Consider the following 16,609-nt stretch of genomic DNA (forward strand, 5'->3'; position numbering starts at 1 on the left):
CGATCATGCTTCGAAATTGACTTGCGCAGGCTTTCCGATGATAGGGTCGGGCGATGCGAATTGCCTTCTACGCGCCGCTGAAGTCGCCCAATCATCCCGTTGCCTCCGGCGACCGCCAGATGGCACGGACGCTGGTCAAGGCGCTGGAGCATGCAGGGCATAGCGTCGAACTGGCGTCCGAATTGCGCTTCTATCTACGCGAACCAGTTCCGAAAATTTTCGATGCGCTCAAGATCGAGGCCCGAGAGGAAGCCGCGCGGCTGACAAGGCTTTGGGATCGTGACGGCAAGCCCGATCTCTGGTTCAGCTATCATCCCTATTACAAGGCGCCCGACCTGATCGGACCCGAGCTGGCGTCAGACTTTGCTATCCCCTGTGTGACAGCAGAAGCCTCCTATTCGAGGCGGCGCAACGCCGGTTTGTGGGCCGACACGCAGGCGTTGGTGGCGCGAGCCGTCGAACAGGCAGCGCTGAACATCTGCTTCACGCAAAGGGATCGTAAGGGACTGGCAGATGCGATTCCCGACGCCGCTCTCGGTATGCTCTCGCCCTTCATCGACACATCGGCATTCCGGGAAATGCCGACACGGGGTTGTCCGACGCGCCTCGTTACCGTCGCCATGATGCGCCCGGGCGACAAAGTCGAAAGCTATCGCATGCTGGCGCAGGCGCTCGGTCCGATCGGCCACCTGCCCTGGACCATGTCGGTCGTCGGGGATGGGCCTGCCCGTGACGAGGTCAAAGCGCAATTCGCCGGCTTGCCCGCCGACCGTATCGTATGGCTTGGCGCGATTGAGCCAGCCGCCGTGGCGGATGTCCTCTACAGTGGGGGAATTTACGTCTGGCCGGGTTACGGCGAGGCCTATGGCGTTGCCTATCTTGAAGCACAGGCCGCCGGCCTTCCGGTGGTGGCTCAGGACATCGCCGGCGTGCCGGAGGTCGTGCGGGATGGCCAGACCGGGTTTCTCACCCCGCCGGGCGATGTGGCGGCGTTCGCTTCTGCCATTGAAAGGCTTCTCGCCCGCAACGACGAAAGAACCATCATGGCCGCGGAAGCCAGACGTTTCATCCTCGAAGAACGCTCCCTCGGTGTTGCGGCGGCGCGTCTGGCCGAACTTCTTGCGAAGATCCCGGTCTCATGACATCCGATCGGATCTGGCAGCCCTTGGTGGAAGAACTGGCGTGCCGGCAACGGGCGGACCGAAAGGCAGAGTTCTGGCTGCGTGACGATGACGCCGTGGATCCGACGCCTGCGCTCGATCGGCTGCTCGACCTCACCGGTGAATTCGCGGTTCCGGTCACTCTTGCCGTCATTCCGGCCCTGACTGATGAGAAGCTTGTCGTCCGGCTTGACGAGGCGCCGCATGCCGCGGTCGCCATCCATGGCTGGGCGCACCGAAATCATGCGCCCGAGGACCAGAAAAAGCAGGAGCTCGGCGCGCATCGGCCACGCGAGGCGGTGCTCGATGATCTGGCTCGCGGGCTGTCGCACGTAACCGGCCTGCACGGCGCACGTGCCGTTCCGATGCTGGTGCCACCCTGGAACAGGATCGACGCCGGCTTGGTACCCAACCTTGGATCGATAGGATTTGCGGCATTGTCGGTCTATGGGCCGCCGAAGCCGGCTCCACTGGCGGTCATCAACAGCAATGTCGACATCATGGATTGGCATGGCACGCGCGGCTGCCGCGATCATGGCCTATTGGTTCAGGCTATTATCGCGCAATTGCAGCGTGCAATCGACGGCGGCGAACCGGTCGGCCTGCTCACCCACCATCTCGTACATGATGAATCGGCCTGGCTGTTCCTCGAACGGCTGTTCACAGTCACCGCACAGACTGAAGCCTGCGCATGGCTTCCGATCGGGACATTGATCGGGCGCAGCGCCGGTAGAGGAAATAGCTCAGCGCTTTTTGTGCAATGAGCCCGGAAATTTGAGCGTCTGGCCATCCCGAGCGGCAAAAGCGCCGGCAAACCTGTCTTTGGCCAGTTTCTCGATCTTGTCCAGTTCCTCGTCGGTGCGTGTCGGATCGTGGTGAAACAGCGCAAGCCGCCGCGCACCGGCCGCCTCACAGAGCTTGACGCCCTGTTGCCAGGTCGAATGCCCGTTACCGCGGCGGCGTTCCATTTCCTGGTCGGTGTAGGTGCAATCGTAAATGACGAGGTCGGCATCTTCGATCAGGGCGAGCACCGCCTGATCGAGTTTGTCCGGCTCGTGCTCAGTGTCTGTGATCACCGCCACGACCCGGCCGCCCCATTCGACCCGGTAGCCTATGCAGCCGCCCGGATGGATAAGACTGCCGGTTCGGACCACCACCCCTTCGCGCGGGCGAAGCACGTCTCCGGATACGAAATCGCGGCAGTCGAGGCTTGCCTTGCAGATCTCCAGTTTCACCGGAAACCACGGCGGCCGCATGAACTCATCGACCATCTGCCGGGTCGTCATGCGTCCTGCAAGATGCCCGGACCAAAGCGTAAGCTTGACGCTCCGGTCATAGATCGGCGCAAAAAACGGCAGCCCGATGATGTGATCGTAATGGCAATGGGTGAAAAGCAGGTCGAAATCGGTCACGCCTGACGCCCGAAGTGCGGCGCCGGCAGGCCGTAGGCCAGAGCCCGCGTCGAACAGAAGCGTATGCTTGCCGCATCGCATCTCAATGCAGCTCGTGTTGCCGCCATAGCGAGAGAATTCTGGCCCCGATACCGGAGTGCTGCCGCGCACGCCCCAAAACCTGACCAGGAAAACTTCGTAGTCCATGCTACCCCTTCCCAGTCCCCGTCGCCCATCGTAGCCAAACAACTGCTGCTAGGCGAGACAGGTTTTCTCCGGGGTAACCTTCTCAGCAAGAGGCCAGTGCCATCGCGACGGCGAGGATCGAGCGCACGTCATCCGTTATTTGGTGCTTCGTGCATCGATCAGATCCGCGGTCGTATGGCTTAGGCGATCGGCAAGAACCCGCAATATCTCGATGGTCATTTCCGGGAACTCCCTCATAAGCCTCAGGAAATGATCCTTGCGGATCCTCAAGACTTCCAGCGGACTTGCCGCTCTGACGGTGGCGGTGCGAGAGCTGTTGCACAATATGGCGATCTCGCCAACAATCGAATTTGGCTCCAGTTCGGCAACTTTTATCGGTCCGCTGTCGGAATCGACCAGAATATCCGCCCTGCCTGAAAGGATGACATAGGCGGCGTCTCCCTCGTCGCCCTGCCGGAAAAGGATCTGGCCGGCGCTGTAGCTCACACGATCGGATGTGAACGCAAGCAGCTTGAGCTTTGTCGGGTCGATGGCAGAGAACAAGGGAACGCGTTGCAGCATTGCAACTTCATCCTTGAGCAGCATTGTCGCAAACCTTCCCAAAATTCGCGTTTGCCAGACTAGAGCAATGGACGCCCAGATGGAATGAATTCTGTTTCCGGGATGGCGAGACGAACCGCGCGAAAGGTGGCGAGCCCGATGTCGTGCGATCGGGCGATGCCGCCTGGCAATGGCGTCCGCCAACCGGAAACTCGAAGAGCCGGATGAATCTGCGGCAAACCCTTCGGGTTTCGGCGGGATGTGGCCTCGCTACGCCCGTCGTCGAATCCCTTGACCTTGCAGTAAATTCCCACCGGCAGAATGATCCCATCTGAATGTCCGCTGCTCTATGACAACAGTCCCTTGAATGTACCGTTCCCTGCCAAAAGTGTCTCGGGTGTTCCGTCTTCCACCAATTTACCCGAATCGAAGACGATAACGCGATCGAACATCATCGCCATCGCCGGATTCGTCACGACCCACACAATTGCCGGCGAATGGCCGTCGCGCCTGGCTTCCTCGAGCACGTTCCGCAGCACCTTGTCCTGCATGCGCTGGTCGAGCGCCGACAGCGGCCGGTTGAGAATGAGAAAATCAGGACGCTTGAGCAGGGCCCGGGCAACATCGAGTTTCTGTCGCTGCCCGCTGGTCAGCCGCCTGCCGCTGGAGCCGACGTTGAAGTCCAGGCCGACATCCAGAAGTTCGGCATAAAGCCCAAGTTCGTCAAGAATGTCATAGACGATGGAGCGTATGCGATCCGGCGCGTCGGGATGGTTGTTGCCCACACGCCCGAACAGGACATTATCCATGACGGTGGCCGCGGCAATGTATTTGGCGGGATCATACCGTTCGATGGCATTCTGCAGCTCGGGCGGCAGGTGTTCATAGAACAGGTTGCGTGCAGCGACGATCTTGCTCATCAGTTCGTCGCTCAGCAGGCCGAAGCGGTGCCGGGGCTCGATATAGGCAAAGCTCAAGGTGACGATCATGGCGCGGTCGCTCTCCGAAACCGCCTCGTGGGGACGGTTCTTGAGCCGTTGCAGCAAGGTTTCGTAGGTGGGTATCTCCTCGGCGCTCATGAAGGCAAGTTGCTGGAAGAACGGGTGATCGGGCGGCAGGTCGGCAAACAGCTCGATCGCCTGTTCGGCGATCTCCATGCCCATTTCGTAGAGCGTGCGGTCGAGGCCGGCTTGCCTCAGAACAGAAGCAAAATAGGAATTGGCCGCCATAGCCCTGTCGGCCAGTTCGGGGCCGGCGGCAGCGCCGAAGAGCAGGTTTTGGCCGATCGTTGCTTCCTTGTTGTAGGCGCCCGGTTCGAAAGGAACCACCAGTCCGCTCAGCCCTTCGTGTTCCAGCCGGGTTCGCAGCGCCGCACGCAGTTCGACGATCCGCCGGGCAAGCTCGCTGTGACGCGTGAGATCGGCCGAAGAGCGCAAGCCAAGATCCAGGATATCGCGCGATAGAACAACCGCGTCGAGTACCCGGCGCACGGCTTCAAAGAGGTCGTGCGGGCCGGTAGCGCCGGCGGAAACATAGTTGATCCAGTCGCTGTGGATATCAAGATCCGGATTGCCCGACAGGCGCGCCTCATGCATGTTCCAGCGGTGCTGGTCTGCCGCAGCATCGTCATAAGGCACCGATGTCAGCGGCGCATGCTTCAGCCCGTAGAGCAGGTTATCGCGTAGGCTTGCCTGGAACAGGAAGACATCCGACGAGGCATAGGACATGCGCCGGCCGGTCACTGCTTCGGGGAGTTCAAGCAAGTCGTCGGCGCCCGAAGCGACCCTTCCGCTGTCCGGCCAGTTCAGCCTTGCGAAGGCTTCTGCAAGCGCCTCGGCTCCACCTGTTGCGGTACTGAGCAGCGCCACCGTCTCACCCGGCTTGATCTTGAGGGAGACACGGTCGAGGAGCATTGCACCGCCATCATCTGCTATCGACAGACCGATCGCCGACAGGGGCTTGGTCATCGGATCGGGATCGTCGATCGTCAATGCCCCGATCCTCGGCGCAATGAGCCGATCGACGGTGAATTGTTCAACGACCTGCTGATATTTGACCTGGACATCCTGCCGCGCCTGATCCCAGTCGATCAGTTCCTTCATCGGTCCGGGCAGGTCCTTGTAGGCGCCGATCACGGCCACGAGCTGACCGACGTCCAGCCGCCCCTGGATGACCAGATACCCGCCGATCATGTAAAACAGAAAGGGCGTGAGCTGCGCGAGAAAATTGTTCAGAAACTTCACCATGAATTTCCATTGGTAAAGATCGAAGCGGATCTTGAAGATGAGCCCGAGCCGCGCAGCTATGTCGGCGCGCTCGTAATTTGATGTGTCGTGGACGTGAACCGCGCCGATGCCGTCGACGATTTCGCCAACCCGGCCCGAAAGCGCGCGCGCCGTCAACTGCCGTTCGCGCCCGAGCACGATCAGCCGCCGCCGCATTCGCGGGATGAGCACGATCTGGACCGCCACGATCCCGGCCGCGATCATTCCGAGCCAGAAATTCTGGACCACGATGAACAGCATGGCCGTCAGCGCCTGGCCGCCGAGCAGCACCGGCTGCACGAAGGCATCGCCGATGAAGCCGCCCAGCGGCTCCACCTCGTCCTTCACCATGGTCGCCACTTCGGCGGATTTCACCCGCTTGAAGTAAAACGGCGGAAACCGCAGCACACGATCGACCAGATCGAAGCGGATACGCCGCAGCATGCGTTCGCCGAGGCGGCCCTTGTAGGTGTTGATATAGAATTTGAACAGGCCGTTGATGACGACCAGCAAGAGGAACACAAGGCTCAGCGCAAACAGCGTCGCCACGCGGTCGAGCTGAAAACCGGAGAAGAACTGGACCTCTCCGATGAACGGCAGGTTATAGTGCAGCCTCATGAATGGCTGGGTCGCGCCCGGTTGCTCGAACCCGCTACCTTGGATCGGGCCGTTGATGATCAGCTTCGGCAGGTCGAAGGACATGAAATACGGGATCATCGAAAGCACGACGATCATCAATATCCAGAGCTGCTGCTTCTTGGTGTGCGTCCAGATATAGCGGGCTAGGCTGGGTTCCATATGCGGCTGTGGACCCTTCAGTTGGAACGATGCAGGATGTAAAAGCACCTGCTGGCGAATGGCGTATCGGCAATTTCTTCGTCGCCAAAGACAAGCTCGAAGCTGCAGCGCACGGAGATTGTCCTGCGCTCAACGATGGAAGGAACATGCGAGGCGGCGCGATCCAGTTCCGGCGCATGATCGATAACAACGACATCGGCATTGCTGATCATCGAAGAATGCGGCTGGCCAAACGGCTCGCGGCTTCGGTAGGGTTTCGGCGAATAGCCGAGCAGCACGAGGCAGCAGCTGCGCGGCTGGTGCTGGCGAATGGACGCCGCTGGTCCGGACAGATGCAACAGGCTCTCTCCGGCACCGGGCAATGGCGAAGCGGCTTCCAGCATAATCACGTCCGCGAATCAACAGCCTTCCGGGAGGCAAGATTGCGTTGTGTCGCCCGAAATCCCAACCTACAAGACGAATATGATGGATGTCACGCAACCACGCAATGCCGGCATGGACTGGCACGAGCAAGCCTTTGACCTGACGCGGGGAATTGCTGCCTATGTCAAGTGCCCCCTGGTGGCAGCGCTGGCGCGCGTCATCACCAGGCATCCGAACGCCGATATCGCCAACGCCTTCAACCACAAGCAGGTCGCCTGCAAGATGTGGGCGCTCGACAGGCTGTTCGAAAGCTGCGGCGGCCGGTTCGGGCGCATATGGGTTCTGGGTGGATGGTACGGCGTATTGCCGGCTATGCTTTTTAACGACGCTCGCTTCGACATCGCGGCGGTCGATAGCATCGACATCGATCCCGAAGTCGCGCCGGTCGCCCGGACCCTCAACCGGGAAGCCGGCGACCGTTTCCGGGCACTGACGGCAGATATGTACGCACTCGACTATGCGGCCGGGCGGCCCGACCTGATGGTCAATACGAGCTGCGAACACATAGCCGATCTGCGAGCCTGGCTTGCCCTGCTTCCGCGGGGCACGACTGTACTGCTGCAATCGAACGATTATTTCAGCGAGCCGACGCACATCAACTGCGTGGCTTCGCTTGCAGCCTTCGAAGCAATGGCGGCGTTACAGGAGGTGCGGTTCTCCGGCGAACTGCCGACAAAAAATTATACGCGCTTCATGCTGATTGGAACTGTTTGACGCATTTCGCCCGGTTTGGGACAACGACATGCATAAACGAGGGGATGAAGCGCGTCGCACGAACCTCGCCAGACGCGACGCGCGTTAGCATCTATCGTCTGTTTTGATCATGAACTTCTCCGAAACCGGGCCCCACTTTTAGGGACCATGTTCGATACCGCTGGCGCAGAATTTGCGCCGAGCGATGCGCGCCCTCCAGATCGAGACGATGCGCGGCTGGCGTCGGTCCCGCAAGCGCCTGTTCGATCGCTTGCGCCAAACCTTCAGGCGTTAGGTCCTTCTCCATCAGCACCGTTGCAAGACCGAGTTCTTCGAGCCTCAGGGTGCGAACCGTCTGTTCGGTTTCCCCGCCGGCTGCAAATGGAACGAGCAGAGAGCGACAACCCGCGCGCAGGACATCGCAGACCGTGTTGTAACCCGCCTGCGAGACTGACAGGCGGGCGCCGGTCAGCAGGCTGGCGAAATCCTCGCGGAACCGGAAGATGGACAGGACCGGCGAGGCATCGCGTGTGATCGCGTCAAACTCGTCTTTCGGCAGGTTGGGGCCGGTGATCAAACACCATTTCCCAGCGTTGTTGGCATGCCGCGCCGCTGCGATGGTGGAACTGACAAGGCTCTTTCCGGCAGCCCCGCCGCCAACCGACACCAGAACGTCGAACCGCGCGGAGGCCGCGGGCGATGGCGGCGCGGCAACGAGCCCTGTGTAGGTGACCTCGGCCTTGATCGCCCCAGCCAGTGGAAATGTCTTGTCGATGGTTGCGAAAGCCGGATCGCCGTGGACCATGACAAGGTCGAAATGCCTGTTGATCAGATCGACCGTTTCCTCGTTTCGGCCCGGCTTGACGCGCTGCTGAAGGATATCACGGACGGACGTCGCCAGCAGCGGTCTGGGCGACGTCGCGTCGATGGCCTCGATCAGCGGCAGGAGTTCGAAACGCATCTGCCGGCGTCCAAATGGAAACGCCTCGACAATGACGATATCAGGCCTGCAATCTCGGAAGGCCTGCAGCAGCATCTCTGAACGCCATCTCTTGAAATCATCGTCGATGGGTTTGCCCCGCAGGTCGACAAGTCCGGAAAATCCTTCATCACCGGAGGTGACAGGTGGCAGGGTTACAGATTTCACACCCACTCCCGGAAACCCCGCGATCGGCGCTCCGCCGGTCACGACCGTTACGTCAAACCCGTCATCGACCAGAGCCGCCGCAATGCGGCTGGCGCGCGCGAGATGGCCGATACCGAGCAGGTGCTGGACATAGAAGAAAGCCCGCAGCCGCTTCATTCGGCGGCCCGCCACTCCCGCTCGAACAGTTCCTTGAGCTGTCCAATGCTTGCCAAATGATCGAAATTACCGCGCACGCGCCGCTCTGCGGCGTCGCCGAGGCGGGCGCGCAGCACGGGATCACGGATCAGGCGCTCCAGCGCCTGCGCCAGGGCAATTGGGTTTTCCGTCGGAACCAGCAGCCCGGTTTCATCCGGCGATAGAAGCTCCGGCACGCCGGAAATATCGGTCGACACGCAGGCAAGCCGCTGGCTAGCCGCCTCCACCAGGACATTCGGCAGACCGTCCCGGTCGCCATTTGCGGCGATCCTGCAGGCCAGGGCGAAGATGTCGGCGCAGCGGTAGTGCTCAAGCACCTCCTCCTGCGCAAGCGCGCCTTTCCAAAAGACGCGGCCATCCAGGCCGAGCTTTTGCGCCAGCGCCTTGAACCGTTCCAGTTCCTCGCCGCCGCCGATATGCTCGAAACGCCACGCCAAATCACCAGGCAAGAGGGCAAGGGCCCCCAGCAACGTATCGTAACCTTTCTTTTCAACGGCGCGCCCGACACTCAGAATGATAACCGGTTCGTCCGGCGCCGAGCCGTCATGCTGTTTTCGCGCCTCGCCGAAACTGCCGAAGCGATCAAGGTCGAGCCCATGATAGCTCAGATGCACAGACGCGTTGCCGTTAGCGAGTTTTTTCAGACGGTCGAAGCCGGTTTTCGTGCAAGTGACCGTCCAGCGGGCCGAGGAAAGCTTGCCAGCCAGATCCCAGTCCGCCGAAGTCCAGATGTCCTTGGCATGGGCCGAGCAGCTCCAGGGCAGGCCACGAAGCTGGCTGGCATAGCGCGTCACCGATGCCGGAGTGTGCGCGAAATGTGCGTGCAGCCAGCCCGCGTCTTCCGGCCATTCGGCCGCCAGCACGAGCGCTTGTCCGAAGCGGCGCGCGCGATTGCGCGTAAAGTCGCGGCCGAGGTCGATAGCCAGCGATCCGAGCGCGCGCCAGAAGCCCGGCCGAAGCAGATAAGCAAACAGCGAGCGAACCACGCGCAGCGGCTCTTCATGCAGATATTCCGGCAGATAATGGACGGGCGCTTTGATCTCGTCATGCACGGGGTGGCGTTTTGCGTCGGTCGGCCGCCTGAGGGCGAAGAGTATCAGGTCGAACCCCGCACGCTCCAGACCGAGCAGTTCCTGCGCGATGAAGGTTTCCGACAGCCGCGGATAGCCCTTCAGAACCACGACGATCTTGCGATGTTGCAACTCAGATCATGCCTTCAATGACCGAAAGGTGATGGCCGCCCCGCCGGTCGAGCAGTTCCGCGACGATTTCAGAAATGTGAGGCAGCCCTTCCAGCGTCAGATGCGGATGGCTCTGCGATGGGCCGGGCCGGGCCGGCAGCACCTCCAGCGCATTGGCAAACCGCTGGGAATCCTCGGCTTCTTCCGGCAAAAGCATCTCAATGAGGCCGAGTTCGGCTGCGCGCCGTGCTCGGATCAGTTGTTCCTCGCGGGGCTTGACGCGCGGCACGATCAGCGCCGGCTTGTCGAAAGACAGTATCTCGCAATAGGTGTTGTAACCGCCCATCGCCACGACCGCCTTGGCACCGGCAATGAGATCTTCCATGCGGTTGTCGAACTCGATGATCTTGATATAGGGGATCTTGGCCCCCTTCTTGAGCAGCTTGTTGCGCTTGCGCGCCGGCATGTAAGGCCCAAGCACGATCAGCGCCCTATGCTGCAATTGCGGATCCTGCTGATAGGCATCGATGACACTGTGGATCAGGTCGCCGCCGTCACCGCCGCCACCGGTGGTAACGAGGATATAATCGCCGTCGGGCCGGTGGCCGGGCAACTCGTTCTTCTGCAGGCTCCGTTGCAGGAAACCGACGAACTTCATCTTTGCCCTGACAGCCGGCGGCACGTCCAAACCGATCAGCGGATCGTAGAAATCCGGCGGACCATAGACCCAGACCTTGTCGTAGAACAGGCCTATCTTGCGCATCACATCCCTGTGTGCCCACTCTGCTTCGAGCAGATGCGGCGCGTCCATCACCTCGCGCAGACCAAGCACGAGCGTGGTGCCCCGCGTCTTGAGGTAGGACAGCGTGTCCTCGATCTCACCGCGCAGGCCGAGCGGTTCCTTGTCGACGATGAAAATATCCGGCCGGAAGGTCTCGGCTGTGTGGCGGATGATCGACTGGCGCATCCTTAGCGTCTCATGCAGATCGATATCCTTTTCCAGCGAGGTGTATTCGCCGTTGCGCAACTTGATGACGCTGGGGATCTTCACGAAGTCGACACGGGCGCGGTAGTCGAAGGCGCCAGCGATAGTCGCACCCGAAATGATAAGCACCTGAAGTCCGCGGAAATCCTCGACCAGCGAATGCGCGATCGTCCGGCAGCGCTGCAAGTGGCCGAGCCCGAACGTGTCGTGGCTGTACATGAGAATTCGAGCATTTTGTACGTGCTGGGTCATTGTTGAACGTCTTTTGGAATTCTCGCCTGAGGACCGTGGACGACCCCGCACGAAACCATCCTCGCGGGTCTGCCGACCTGTTTTGGAACATGACGGCGCAATTATCAATTACCCAAGAGGGTCCATATGCAGAAGCCAGGAAGCTGCGTCTGCTCAGCAGCCACGCTGGTCCAGAGAACCTGCATCATTTTCTGGTCTTGATCATCTCGGATTGGCAGCGAAGATTCGGATAAGGCGGCGTTGGCAGAAATAGACGTTTCCAAGGTTGAGGTCGAGAGTTCGAATCGCTTCATCCGCTCCAAGTTCTCTCAAGGGAATCAAGCTATTGAGAGGCGCCTTTCGGGACGCTTTTTGCTTACAAGGCCAGCTTTGCCGCCTCCTGAAAGCTGATGTCCGAGTGACCAGGTTGACGGTCTCTCTCGCGCTAAAAGCAGCCATCAAAGGTGACAGGTCAGCGCTATTTGTCATCTGTCCAAAATCTGCCCCTGCTGATGACCGGCGCTTGCATACATGCCAGTGGTTCTGAATTCTGTCGGACTGACGCCGAAGCCACGTCGGAATACCTTGGCGAAGTAGTTGGGATCTTCGAAGCCGCACATGCCGGAAATATCCTTCACCGGAAGGTCGGCGGACATGGTCAGTAGCTTTGCGGCGCGGTCGAGGCGTCGGTTGAGGACGAACTCAGCCGGAGGAATACCTTCATGCGCCGCGAACACACGTGAGAAATGGGCGCGACTGAGACCGGAAAGCCGCGCCAGCTCATCGACCGGCAACGGCAGATGCAGATGCGCACCGATATAGTCAGTCACCTGACGCACTACCGAATTCTCCGCCACGTCATTTCCGTGCAGTTCGAACACGTCGTCATAGAGTGCCATGGCCGCCTCATAGGAAATTGCCGAGGCGCGTGCCGGCGTTGAGCCGTCGCCTTTGACCAGCCGGTAGGCGCAGTCGGCCAGATTATCGACGGTCGCTGCCCGAAGCCTGAACACCGGTCCTTTCGTTGCCAGGACCTCTCTATGGATGCGCAACGCTTCCGCCCCATGCATCGATATCCAGAAAAACTCCCAGCGCCCGCCTTTTTCGACCCAGTAGCGGTGCGAATGCGGAACAACCAACAGCATCGTCTCGCCCGGAGCGATGCGGTAGGACCTGGTTCCGTAACGCAGGTTTCCGGTGCCGCTGATGGTGTGCTGCATCACTGTGAACGGCGTCTGCCCGCGCCTGCGGCCATCCCAGCTGTAGCCGGCATCCGTTCTCACGTCGTAGCCGGTGCTCGTCGGCATGGTGTGCAATCGCTGCCGAGCGCGCGGCAGGGAAATCATCTTCATCACCGGCCCAAGGTCGACGAGTTTTTGCAGCACAAAATTACCCTACAAAGCACATCTACGCCCTACCGGAGGGGCGTGATCTTACGCATATTGACCAAAAACAAAAGAGATGAGGATGAAACCCCGGTTGCACGCCGCCTGGTTGCGTGTCTTCCGAATAACACGCCTGGACTGGATTTCCACGAACCGATTTTACCTATCGGTCCAATCCGCTTGCGGAGAAGGTTCGAATGAGCAGATTTAAGATCGCAATCATTGGCGCGGGCAGCGTCGGTTTCACCAAGAAGCTTTTCACGGACATTTTGTGTGTGCCGGAGCTGCGCGACATCGAGTTCGCACTGACCGACATCAGCGAGCACAATCTCAAGATGATCGAGTCAATTCTCCTGCGGATCGTCAAGTCGAGCCAGCTTCCTGCACGGGTGACCGCGACGACGGACCGCCGCAAGGCGATCGAGGGCGCGCGCTACATCATTAGCTGTGTGCGCGTCGGAGGTCTCGCCGCCTATGCCGACGATATCCGCATTCCCTTGAAATATGGCGTCGACCAGTGCGTCGGCGATACGATCTGCGCCGGTGGCATTCTCTACGGCCAGCGCAACATCCCGGTCATTCTGGATTTCTGCAAGGACATTCGCGAACTGGCCGAGCCAGGCGCCAAATTCCTGAACTATGCCAACCCGATGGCGATGAACACCTGGGCGGCGATCGAATTCGGCAAGGTCGACACGGTCGGTCTCTGCCATGGGGTCCAGCATGGGGCCGAGCAGATTGCCGAGATCCTCGGCGCCGGGGAAGGCGAGCTCGACTATGTCTGCTCCGGCATCAACCACCAGACCTGGTTCGTCGACGTTCGCGTCAAGGGCCGCAAGATCGGCAAGGATGAGCTCATCGCCGCCTTCGAGGCGCATCCGGTCTTCTCGCGGCAGGAGAAACTCAGGATTGACGTGTTGAAGCGCTTCGGCGTCTATTCGACCGAAAGTAACGGCCACCTGTCGGAATATCTGCCCTGGTACCGCAAACGGCCTGAGGAGACCGCCAAGTGGATCGACATGTCGGACTGGATCCACGGCGAAACCGGCGGTTATCTGCGCTATTCGACCGAAACCCGGAACTGGTTCGAGACCGAGTTCCCGCAATTCCTCGAAGATGCGGGAAAGCCCTTCGATCCCGGGCGCCGCTCGAACGAGCACGCCAGCCACATACTGGAGGCGCTCGAGACCGGCCGGGTCTATCGCGGGCACTTCAACGTCAAGAACGAAGGCGTCATCACCAATCTTCCGTCCGATGCAATCATCGAATCGCCTGGTTTCGTCGATCGCTTCGGCATCAACATGGTGGCCGGCATCACGCTTCCGGAAGCCTGCGCCGCGACCTGCATTTCGTCGATCAATGTCCAGCGCATGTCCGTCCACGCGGCAATCTCCGGCGACATCGACCTCCTGAAACTGGCCGTGCTGCACGATCCGCTGGTTGGCGCCGTCTGCACGCCGGAAGAAGTCTGGCAGATGGTCGACGAGATGGTTGTGGCGCAAGCGCAATGGCTACCGCAATTCGCCCATGCGATCGACAGCGCCAAGGAGCGGCTGAGCCGCGCGACGGTAAAAACGCGGGAATGGAAGGGCGTCGCCCGCCGCGAGGTTCGCTCGATCGAAGAGATCAGGGCCGAAAAGGACGCCATGAAGTTGCGCGCGGCCGGCTGAGACATTGGTTGCGATAAGCCAATGTTCCGGAAAACCGGGCGGACAGGATCGTGCCTCGGCGAATGCGCCCGGGCAGCGCGGCACTGTCATCCGAGAAGCGGAATACCGCTTCTGAGAAAGCGGAATACCGCTTCGTTCGATGCTTGTAGGAGGAGAGCCATGCCATCGCGGCAGGCCCGAAGCATAAGGGAGAGACCAGGACAATGAACATTTTTGGCCGCATGAAAACCGCCGCCGCGCTCCTGTTTGGTATATCGGCGTTCGTGATCCAGGCCGTGGCCTCCGAGCCGACGATCGTGCCGGAACAGCCGCCGTTTCCGGCGCAAGGCACGATCAATTACGTGCCGCGCGATTCAATTCTGGAATTCAAGGCGCTATCCGAATATCGCGAGCCGGAGTGGGTCACAGAAAAATTCGTCAAGACCGGGAAACTGCCTCCGTTGGCCGAGCGGCTGCCGAAGGAGCCGATGGTCTTCAAGACAGGCAACATGCCCGACGGGATAGGCGTCTATGGCGACACGATGCGCCACGTCGTCGGCGGCCGGCCGGAAGGCTGGAACTACAGTGCCGGGCAGACGCAAGGCTGGGGCGGCATTGACATCGCGATGTTCGAATGCCTGACGCGCACCGCGCCGCTCTTCCAGGTCGATGCCAAAGACGTCGAGCCGCTGCCCAATCTTGCCCGGAGCTGGGAGTGGTCGGAAGACGGCCACACACTGACGATGAAGGTGATCGAAGGCGCAAAGTGGTCCGACGGAGATCCCTTCGACGCCGATGACGTGATGTTCTATTGGGACGACAATGTCGTCGATCCGAACGTCTCGCCGCTGAACGGTGCAACACCGGAAACGTTCGGAGAAGGCACCACCCTGAAGGCGGTAGACAAACATACGGTCAAATGGACTTTTAAGGACGCGTTCCCGCGCCAGCATCTCTATGCGATGGCCTATGGAACCTTCTGCCCTGGCCCCTCGCACATTTTGAAGACCAAGCATCCGAAATATGCAGGCACCACCTACGACGAGTACAAGAACGGCTTTCCGCCGGAATACTTGAATATGCCCGTCATGGGCGCCTGGGTGCCTATCGAATACCGTTCGGACGACGTCATCGTGCTTCGCCGCAATCCTTACTATTGGAAGGTCGACGAAGAGGGAAATCAGCTGCCCTATCTCAACGAACTGCACTACAAGCTTTCGACCTGGGCCGATCGCGACGTGCAGGCGATCGCCGGGTCCGGCGATATCTCGAACCTGGAGCAACCTGAAAATTTCGTGGAATCGCTGAAGCGCGCCGCACAGGAAACGGCTCCCGCGCGGCTGGCCTTTGGCGCCCGGCTGATCGGCTACAATCTTCGCATGAACTTTTCAGCCAATGGCTGGGGCGAGCCGGACGAGCGGGCGCAGGCCGTACGCGAGCTCAACCGCAACGTCGATTTCCGTAAGGCCGTGACCATGGCCATCGATCGCAAGAAACTCGGCGAATCCCTCGTCAAAGGACCCTTCACCGCGATCTATCCCGGCGGCATTTCCTCTGGCACGAGCTTTTACGACCGCGCCTCGACGGTGTACTACCCGTTTGATCTGGAAGGCGCCAAGGCGCTGCTGGAGAAGGTCGGGTTGAAGGACACGGACGGCAACGGCGCCGTCAACTTCCCGGCCGGTACAGCTGGCGGCTCGGACGTACAGATCGTGCTTCTGGTGAATTCCGACTACAGCACCGATCGCAATCTCGCGGAAGGTCTGGTCGGCCAGATGGAACAGCTTGGCCTCAAGGTCGTGCTGAACACAATCGATGGCGCGAAGCGCGACGCAACCCAGTATGCCGGGCGCTTCGACTGGCTTGTTCGCCGCAACGAGCAGGAACAGACCTCAGTTGTGCAGAACACGACCCAGCTTGCCCCGACCGGTCCGCGCACGAGTTGGCATCACAGGGCAGGAACGGACGGCACGGTCGATCTGATGCCGTTCGAACAGGAACTCGTGGACGTCGTCAACAAGTTCATCTCCAGCAACGACAATGACGAGCGGGCTGACCTGATGAAGCAGTTCCAGAAGGTCTCGACGACGAATCTCGATACGATCGGCCTGACAGAATATCCGGGTGCGCTCATCATCAACAAGCGCTTCTCCAACATTCCGGAAGGCGTGCCGATCTTCATGTTCAATTGGGCGGAGGACACGATCATCCGTGAACGGGTCTTCGTCGCTGCCGACAAGCAGGGCGACTACGAGCTGTTCCCCGAGCAGCTTCCGGGCAAGCCCGGTGAAGGCGGTCCGATCAACTGACCGCAGTCGATTTCCCCTCCGGCGAGCATCCGCCGGAGGGGAGGTTGCGAA

General features: G+C 60.4%; 13 protein-coding genes. 6 read left to right on the forward strand and 7 right to left on the reverse strand.

Annotated features, from left to right (window positions below):
• Positions 1-53 precede the first annotated feature (53 nt).
• Positions 54-1,142: a glycosyltransferase family 4 protein gene (locus AC0L2V_RS00625; protein WP_473508188.1), complete on the forward strand. Its 1,089-nt coding sequence runs from the start codon at positions 54-56 to the stop codon at positions 1,140-1,142.
• Positions 1,139-1,924, forward strand: a complete 786-nt coding sequence (locus AC0L2V_RS00630; protein ID WP_473490991.1) for a polysaccharide deacetylase family protein — start codon at positions 1,139-1,141, stop codon at positions 1,922-1,924. The genes AC0L2V_RS00625 and AC0L2V_RS00630 overlap by 4 nt, the downstream gene beginning before the upstream one ends.
• On the opposite strand, the gene AC0L2V_RS00635 is transcribed toward AC0L2V_RS00630, so the two are convergent.
• The 3 genes from AC0L2V_RS00635 to AC0L2V_RS00645 all read right to left on the reverse strand — a co-directional run bounded on the left by AC0L2V_RS00635 (position 1,904) and on the right by AC0L2V_RS00645 (position 6,360).
• Positions 1,904-2,758 (reverse strand): MBL fold metallo-hydrolase, encoded by an 855-nt coding sequence (locus AC0L2V_RS00635; protein WP_473508189.1) that lies wholly within the window; start codon positions 2,756-2,758, stop codon positions 1,904-1,906. The two genes, AC0L2V_RS00630 and AC0L2V_RS00635, sit on opposite strands and share 21 nt — an antisense overlap.
• Positions 2,759-2,893: 135 nt before the next feature.
• Positions 2,894-3,343, reverse strand: coding sequence for a cyclic nucleotide-binding domain-containing protein (locus AC0L2V_RS00640; RefSeq protein ID WP_091594718.1), 450 nt, complete (start codon positions 3,341-3,343; stop codon positions 2,894-2,896).
• 302 nt (positions 3,344-3,645) lie between these two features.
• Complete coding sequence (locus tag AC0L2V_RS00645; RefSeq protein WP_473519154.1) at positions 3,646-6,360, reverse strand: ABC transporter transmembrane domain-containing protein; 2,715 nt, start codon at positions 6,358-6,360, stop codon at positions 3,646-3,648.
• 29 nt (positions 6,361-6,389) lie between these two features.
• Between AC0L2V_RS00645 and AC0L2V_RS00650 the strand changes: the two genes are divergently transcribed.
• Together AC0L2V_RS00650 and AC0L2V_RS00655 are read left to right on the forward strand one after the other, a co-directional pair.
• Positions 6,390-6,881, forward strand: a complete 492-nt coding sequence (locus tag AC0L2V_RS00650; RefSeq protein WP_473508191.1) for a hypothetical protein — start codon at positions 6,390-6,392, stop codon at positions 6,879-6,881.
• On the forward strand, positions 6,826-7,497 hold the full coding sequence (locus AC0L2V_RS00655; protein WP_473508368.1) for a methyltransferase domain-containing protein: 672 nt from the start codon (positions 6,826-6,828) through the stop codon (positions 7,495-7,497). The genes AC0L2V_RS00650 and AC0L2V_RS00655 overlap by 56 nt, the downstream gene beginning before the upstream one ends.
• Before the next feature lie 91 nt (positions 7,498-7,588).
• Here AC0L2V_RS00655 and AC0L2V_RS00660 read toward each other — a convergent pair whose 3' ends face one another.
• The 4 genes from AC0L2V_RS00660 to AC0L2V_RS00675 form a co-directional block, all read right to left on the reverse strand.
• Positions 7,589-8,779, reverse strand: a complete 1,191-nt coding sequence (locus AC0L2V_RS00660; RefSeq protein ID WP_473508192.1) for a glycosyltransferase family protein — start codon at positions 8,777-8,779, stop codon at positions 7,589-7,591.
• Positions 8,776-10,020 carry a glycosyltransferase gene (locus AC0L2V_RS00665; protein WP_473508193.1) on the reverse strand — a complete coding sequence of 415 codons (1,245 nt, stop codon included), beginning with the start codon at positions 10,018-10,020 and terminating at the stop codon, positions 8,776-8,778. The genes AC0L2V_RS00660 and AC0L2V_RS00665 overlap by 4 nt, the downstream gene beginning before the upstream one ends.
• A gap of 1 nt (position 10,021) precedes the next feature.
• Complete coding sequence (locus AC0L2V_RS00670; RefSeq protein WP_473508194.1) at positions 10,022-11,236, reverse strand: glycosyltransferase family protein; 1,215 nt, start codon at positions 11,234-11,236, stop codon at positions 10,022-10,024.
• 464 nt (positions 11,237-11,700) lie between these two features.
• Positions 11,701-12,567 (reverse strand): AraC family ligand binding domain-containing protein, encoded by an 867-nt coding sequence (locus AC0L2V_RS00675; RefSeq protein WP_473508369.1) that lies wholly within the window; start codon positions 12,565-12,567, stop codon positions 11,701-11,703.
• Between the two features lie 230 nt (positions 12,568-12,797).
• Between AC0L2V_RS00675 and melA the strand changes: the two genes are divergently transcribed.
• Positions 12,798-14,270 (forward strand): alpha-galactosidase, encoded by a 1,473-nt coding sequence (gene melA / locus AC0L2V_RS00680; protein WP_473508195.1) that lies wholly within the window; start codon positions 12,798-12,800, stop codon positions 14,268-14,270.
• A gap of 203 nt (positions 14,271-14,473) precedes the next feature.
• Positions 14,474-16,558 (forward strand): ABC transporter substrate-binding protein, encoded by a 2,085-nt coding sequence (locus AC0L2V_RS00685; RefSeq protein ID WP_473519155.1) that lies wholly within the window; start codon positions 14,474-14,476, stop codon positions 16,556-16,558.
• Positions 16,559-16,609: the final 51 nt, after the last annotated feature.

The sequence above is a fragment of the Mesorhizobium sp. WSM4814 genome (assembly GCF_055811595.1).

What these genes read in the sequence shown, in the direction of transcription:
- AC0L2V_RS00655 (WP_473508368.1), top strand. Translation starts at nt 6,826, where the DNA reads ATGGATGTCACGCAACCACGCAATGCCGGCATGGACTGGCACGAGCAA.
- AC0L2V_RS00640 (WP_091594718.1), bottom strand. Translation starts at nt 3,343, where the DNA reads ATGCTGCTCAAGGATGAAGTTGCAATGCTGCAACGCGTTCCCTTGTTC.
- melA (WP_473508195.1), top strand. Translation starts at nt 12,798, where the DNA reads ATGAGCAGATTTAAGATCGCAATCATTGGCGCGGGCAGCGTCGGTTTC.
- AC0L2V_RS00630 (WP_473490991.1), top strand. Translation starts at nt 1,139, where the DNA reads ATGACATCCGATCGGATCTGGCAGCCCTTGGTGGAAGAACTGGCGTGC.
- AC0L2V_RS00635 (WP_473508189.1), bottom strand. Translation starts at nt 2,758, where the DNA reads ATGGACTACGAAGTTTTCCTGGTCAGGTTTTGGGGCGTGCGCGGCAGC.
- AC0L2V_RS00645 (WP_473519154.1), bottom strand. Translation starts at nt 6,360, where the DNA reads ATGGAACCCAGCCTAGCCCGCTATATCTGGACGCACACCAAGAAGCAG.
- AC0L2V_RS00675 (WP_473508369.1), bottom strand. Translation starts at nt 12,567, where the DNA reads ATGAAGATGATTTCCCTGCCGCGCGCTCGGCAGCGATTGCACACCATG.
- AC0L2V_RS00685 (WP_473519155.1), top strand. Translation starts at nt 14,474, where the DNA reads ATGAACATTTTTGGCCGCATGAAAACCGCCGCCGCGCTCCTGTTTGGT.
- AC0L2V_RS00670 (WP_473508194.1), bottom strand. Translation starts at nt 11,236, where the DNA reads ATGACCCAGCACGTACAAAATGCTCGAATTCTCATGTACAGCCACGAC.
- AC0L2V_RS00650 (WP_473508191.1), top strand. Translation starts at nt 6,390, where the DNA reads ATGCAGGATGTAAAAGCACCTGCTGGCGAATGGCGTATCGGCAATTTC.
- AC0L2V_RS00660 (WP_473508192.1), bottom strand. Translation starts at nt 8,779, where the DNA reads ATGAAGCGGCTGCGGGCTTTCTTCTATGTCCAGCACCTGCTCGGTATC.
- AC0L2V_RS00625 (WP_473508188.1), top strand. Translation starts at nt 54, where the DNA reads ATGCGAATTGCCTTCTACGCGCCGCTGAAGTCGCCCAATCATCCCGTT.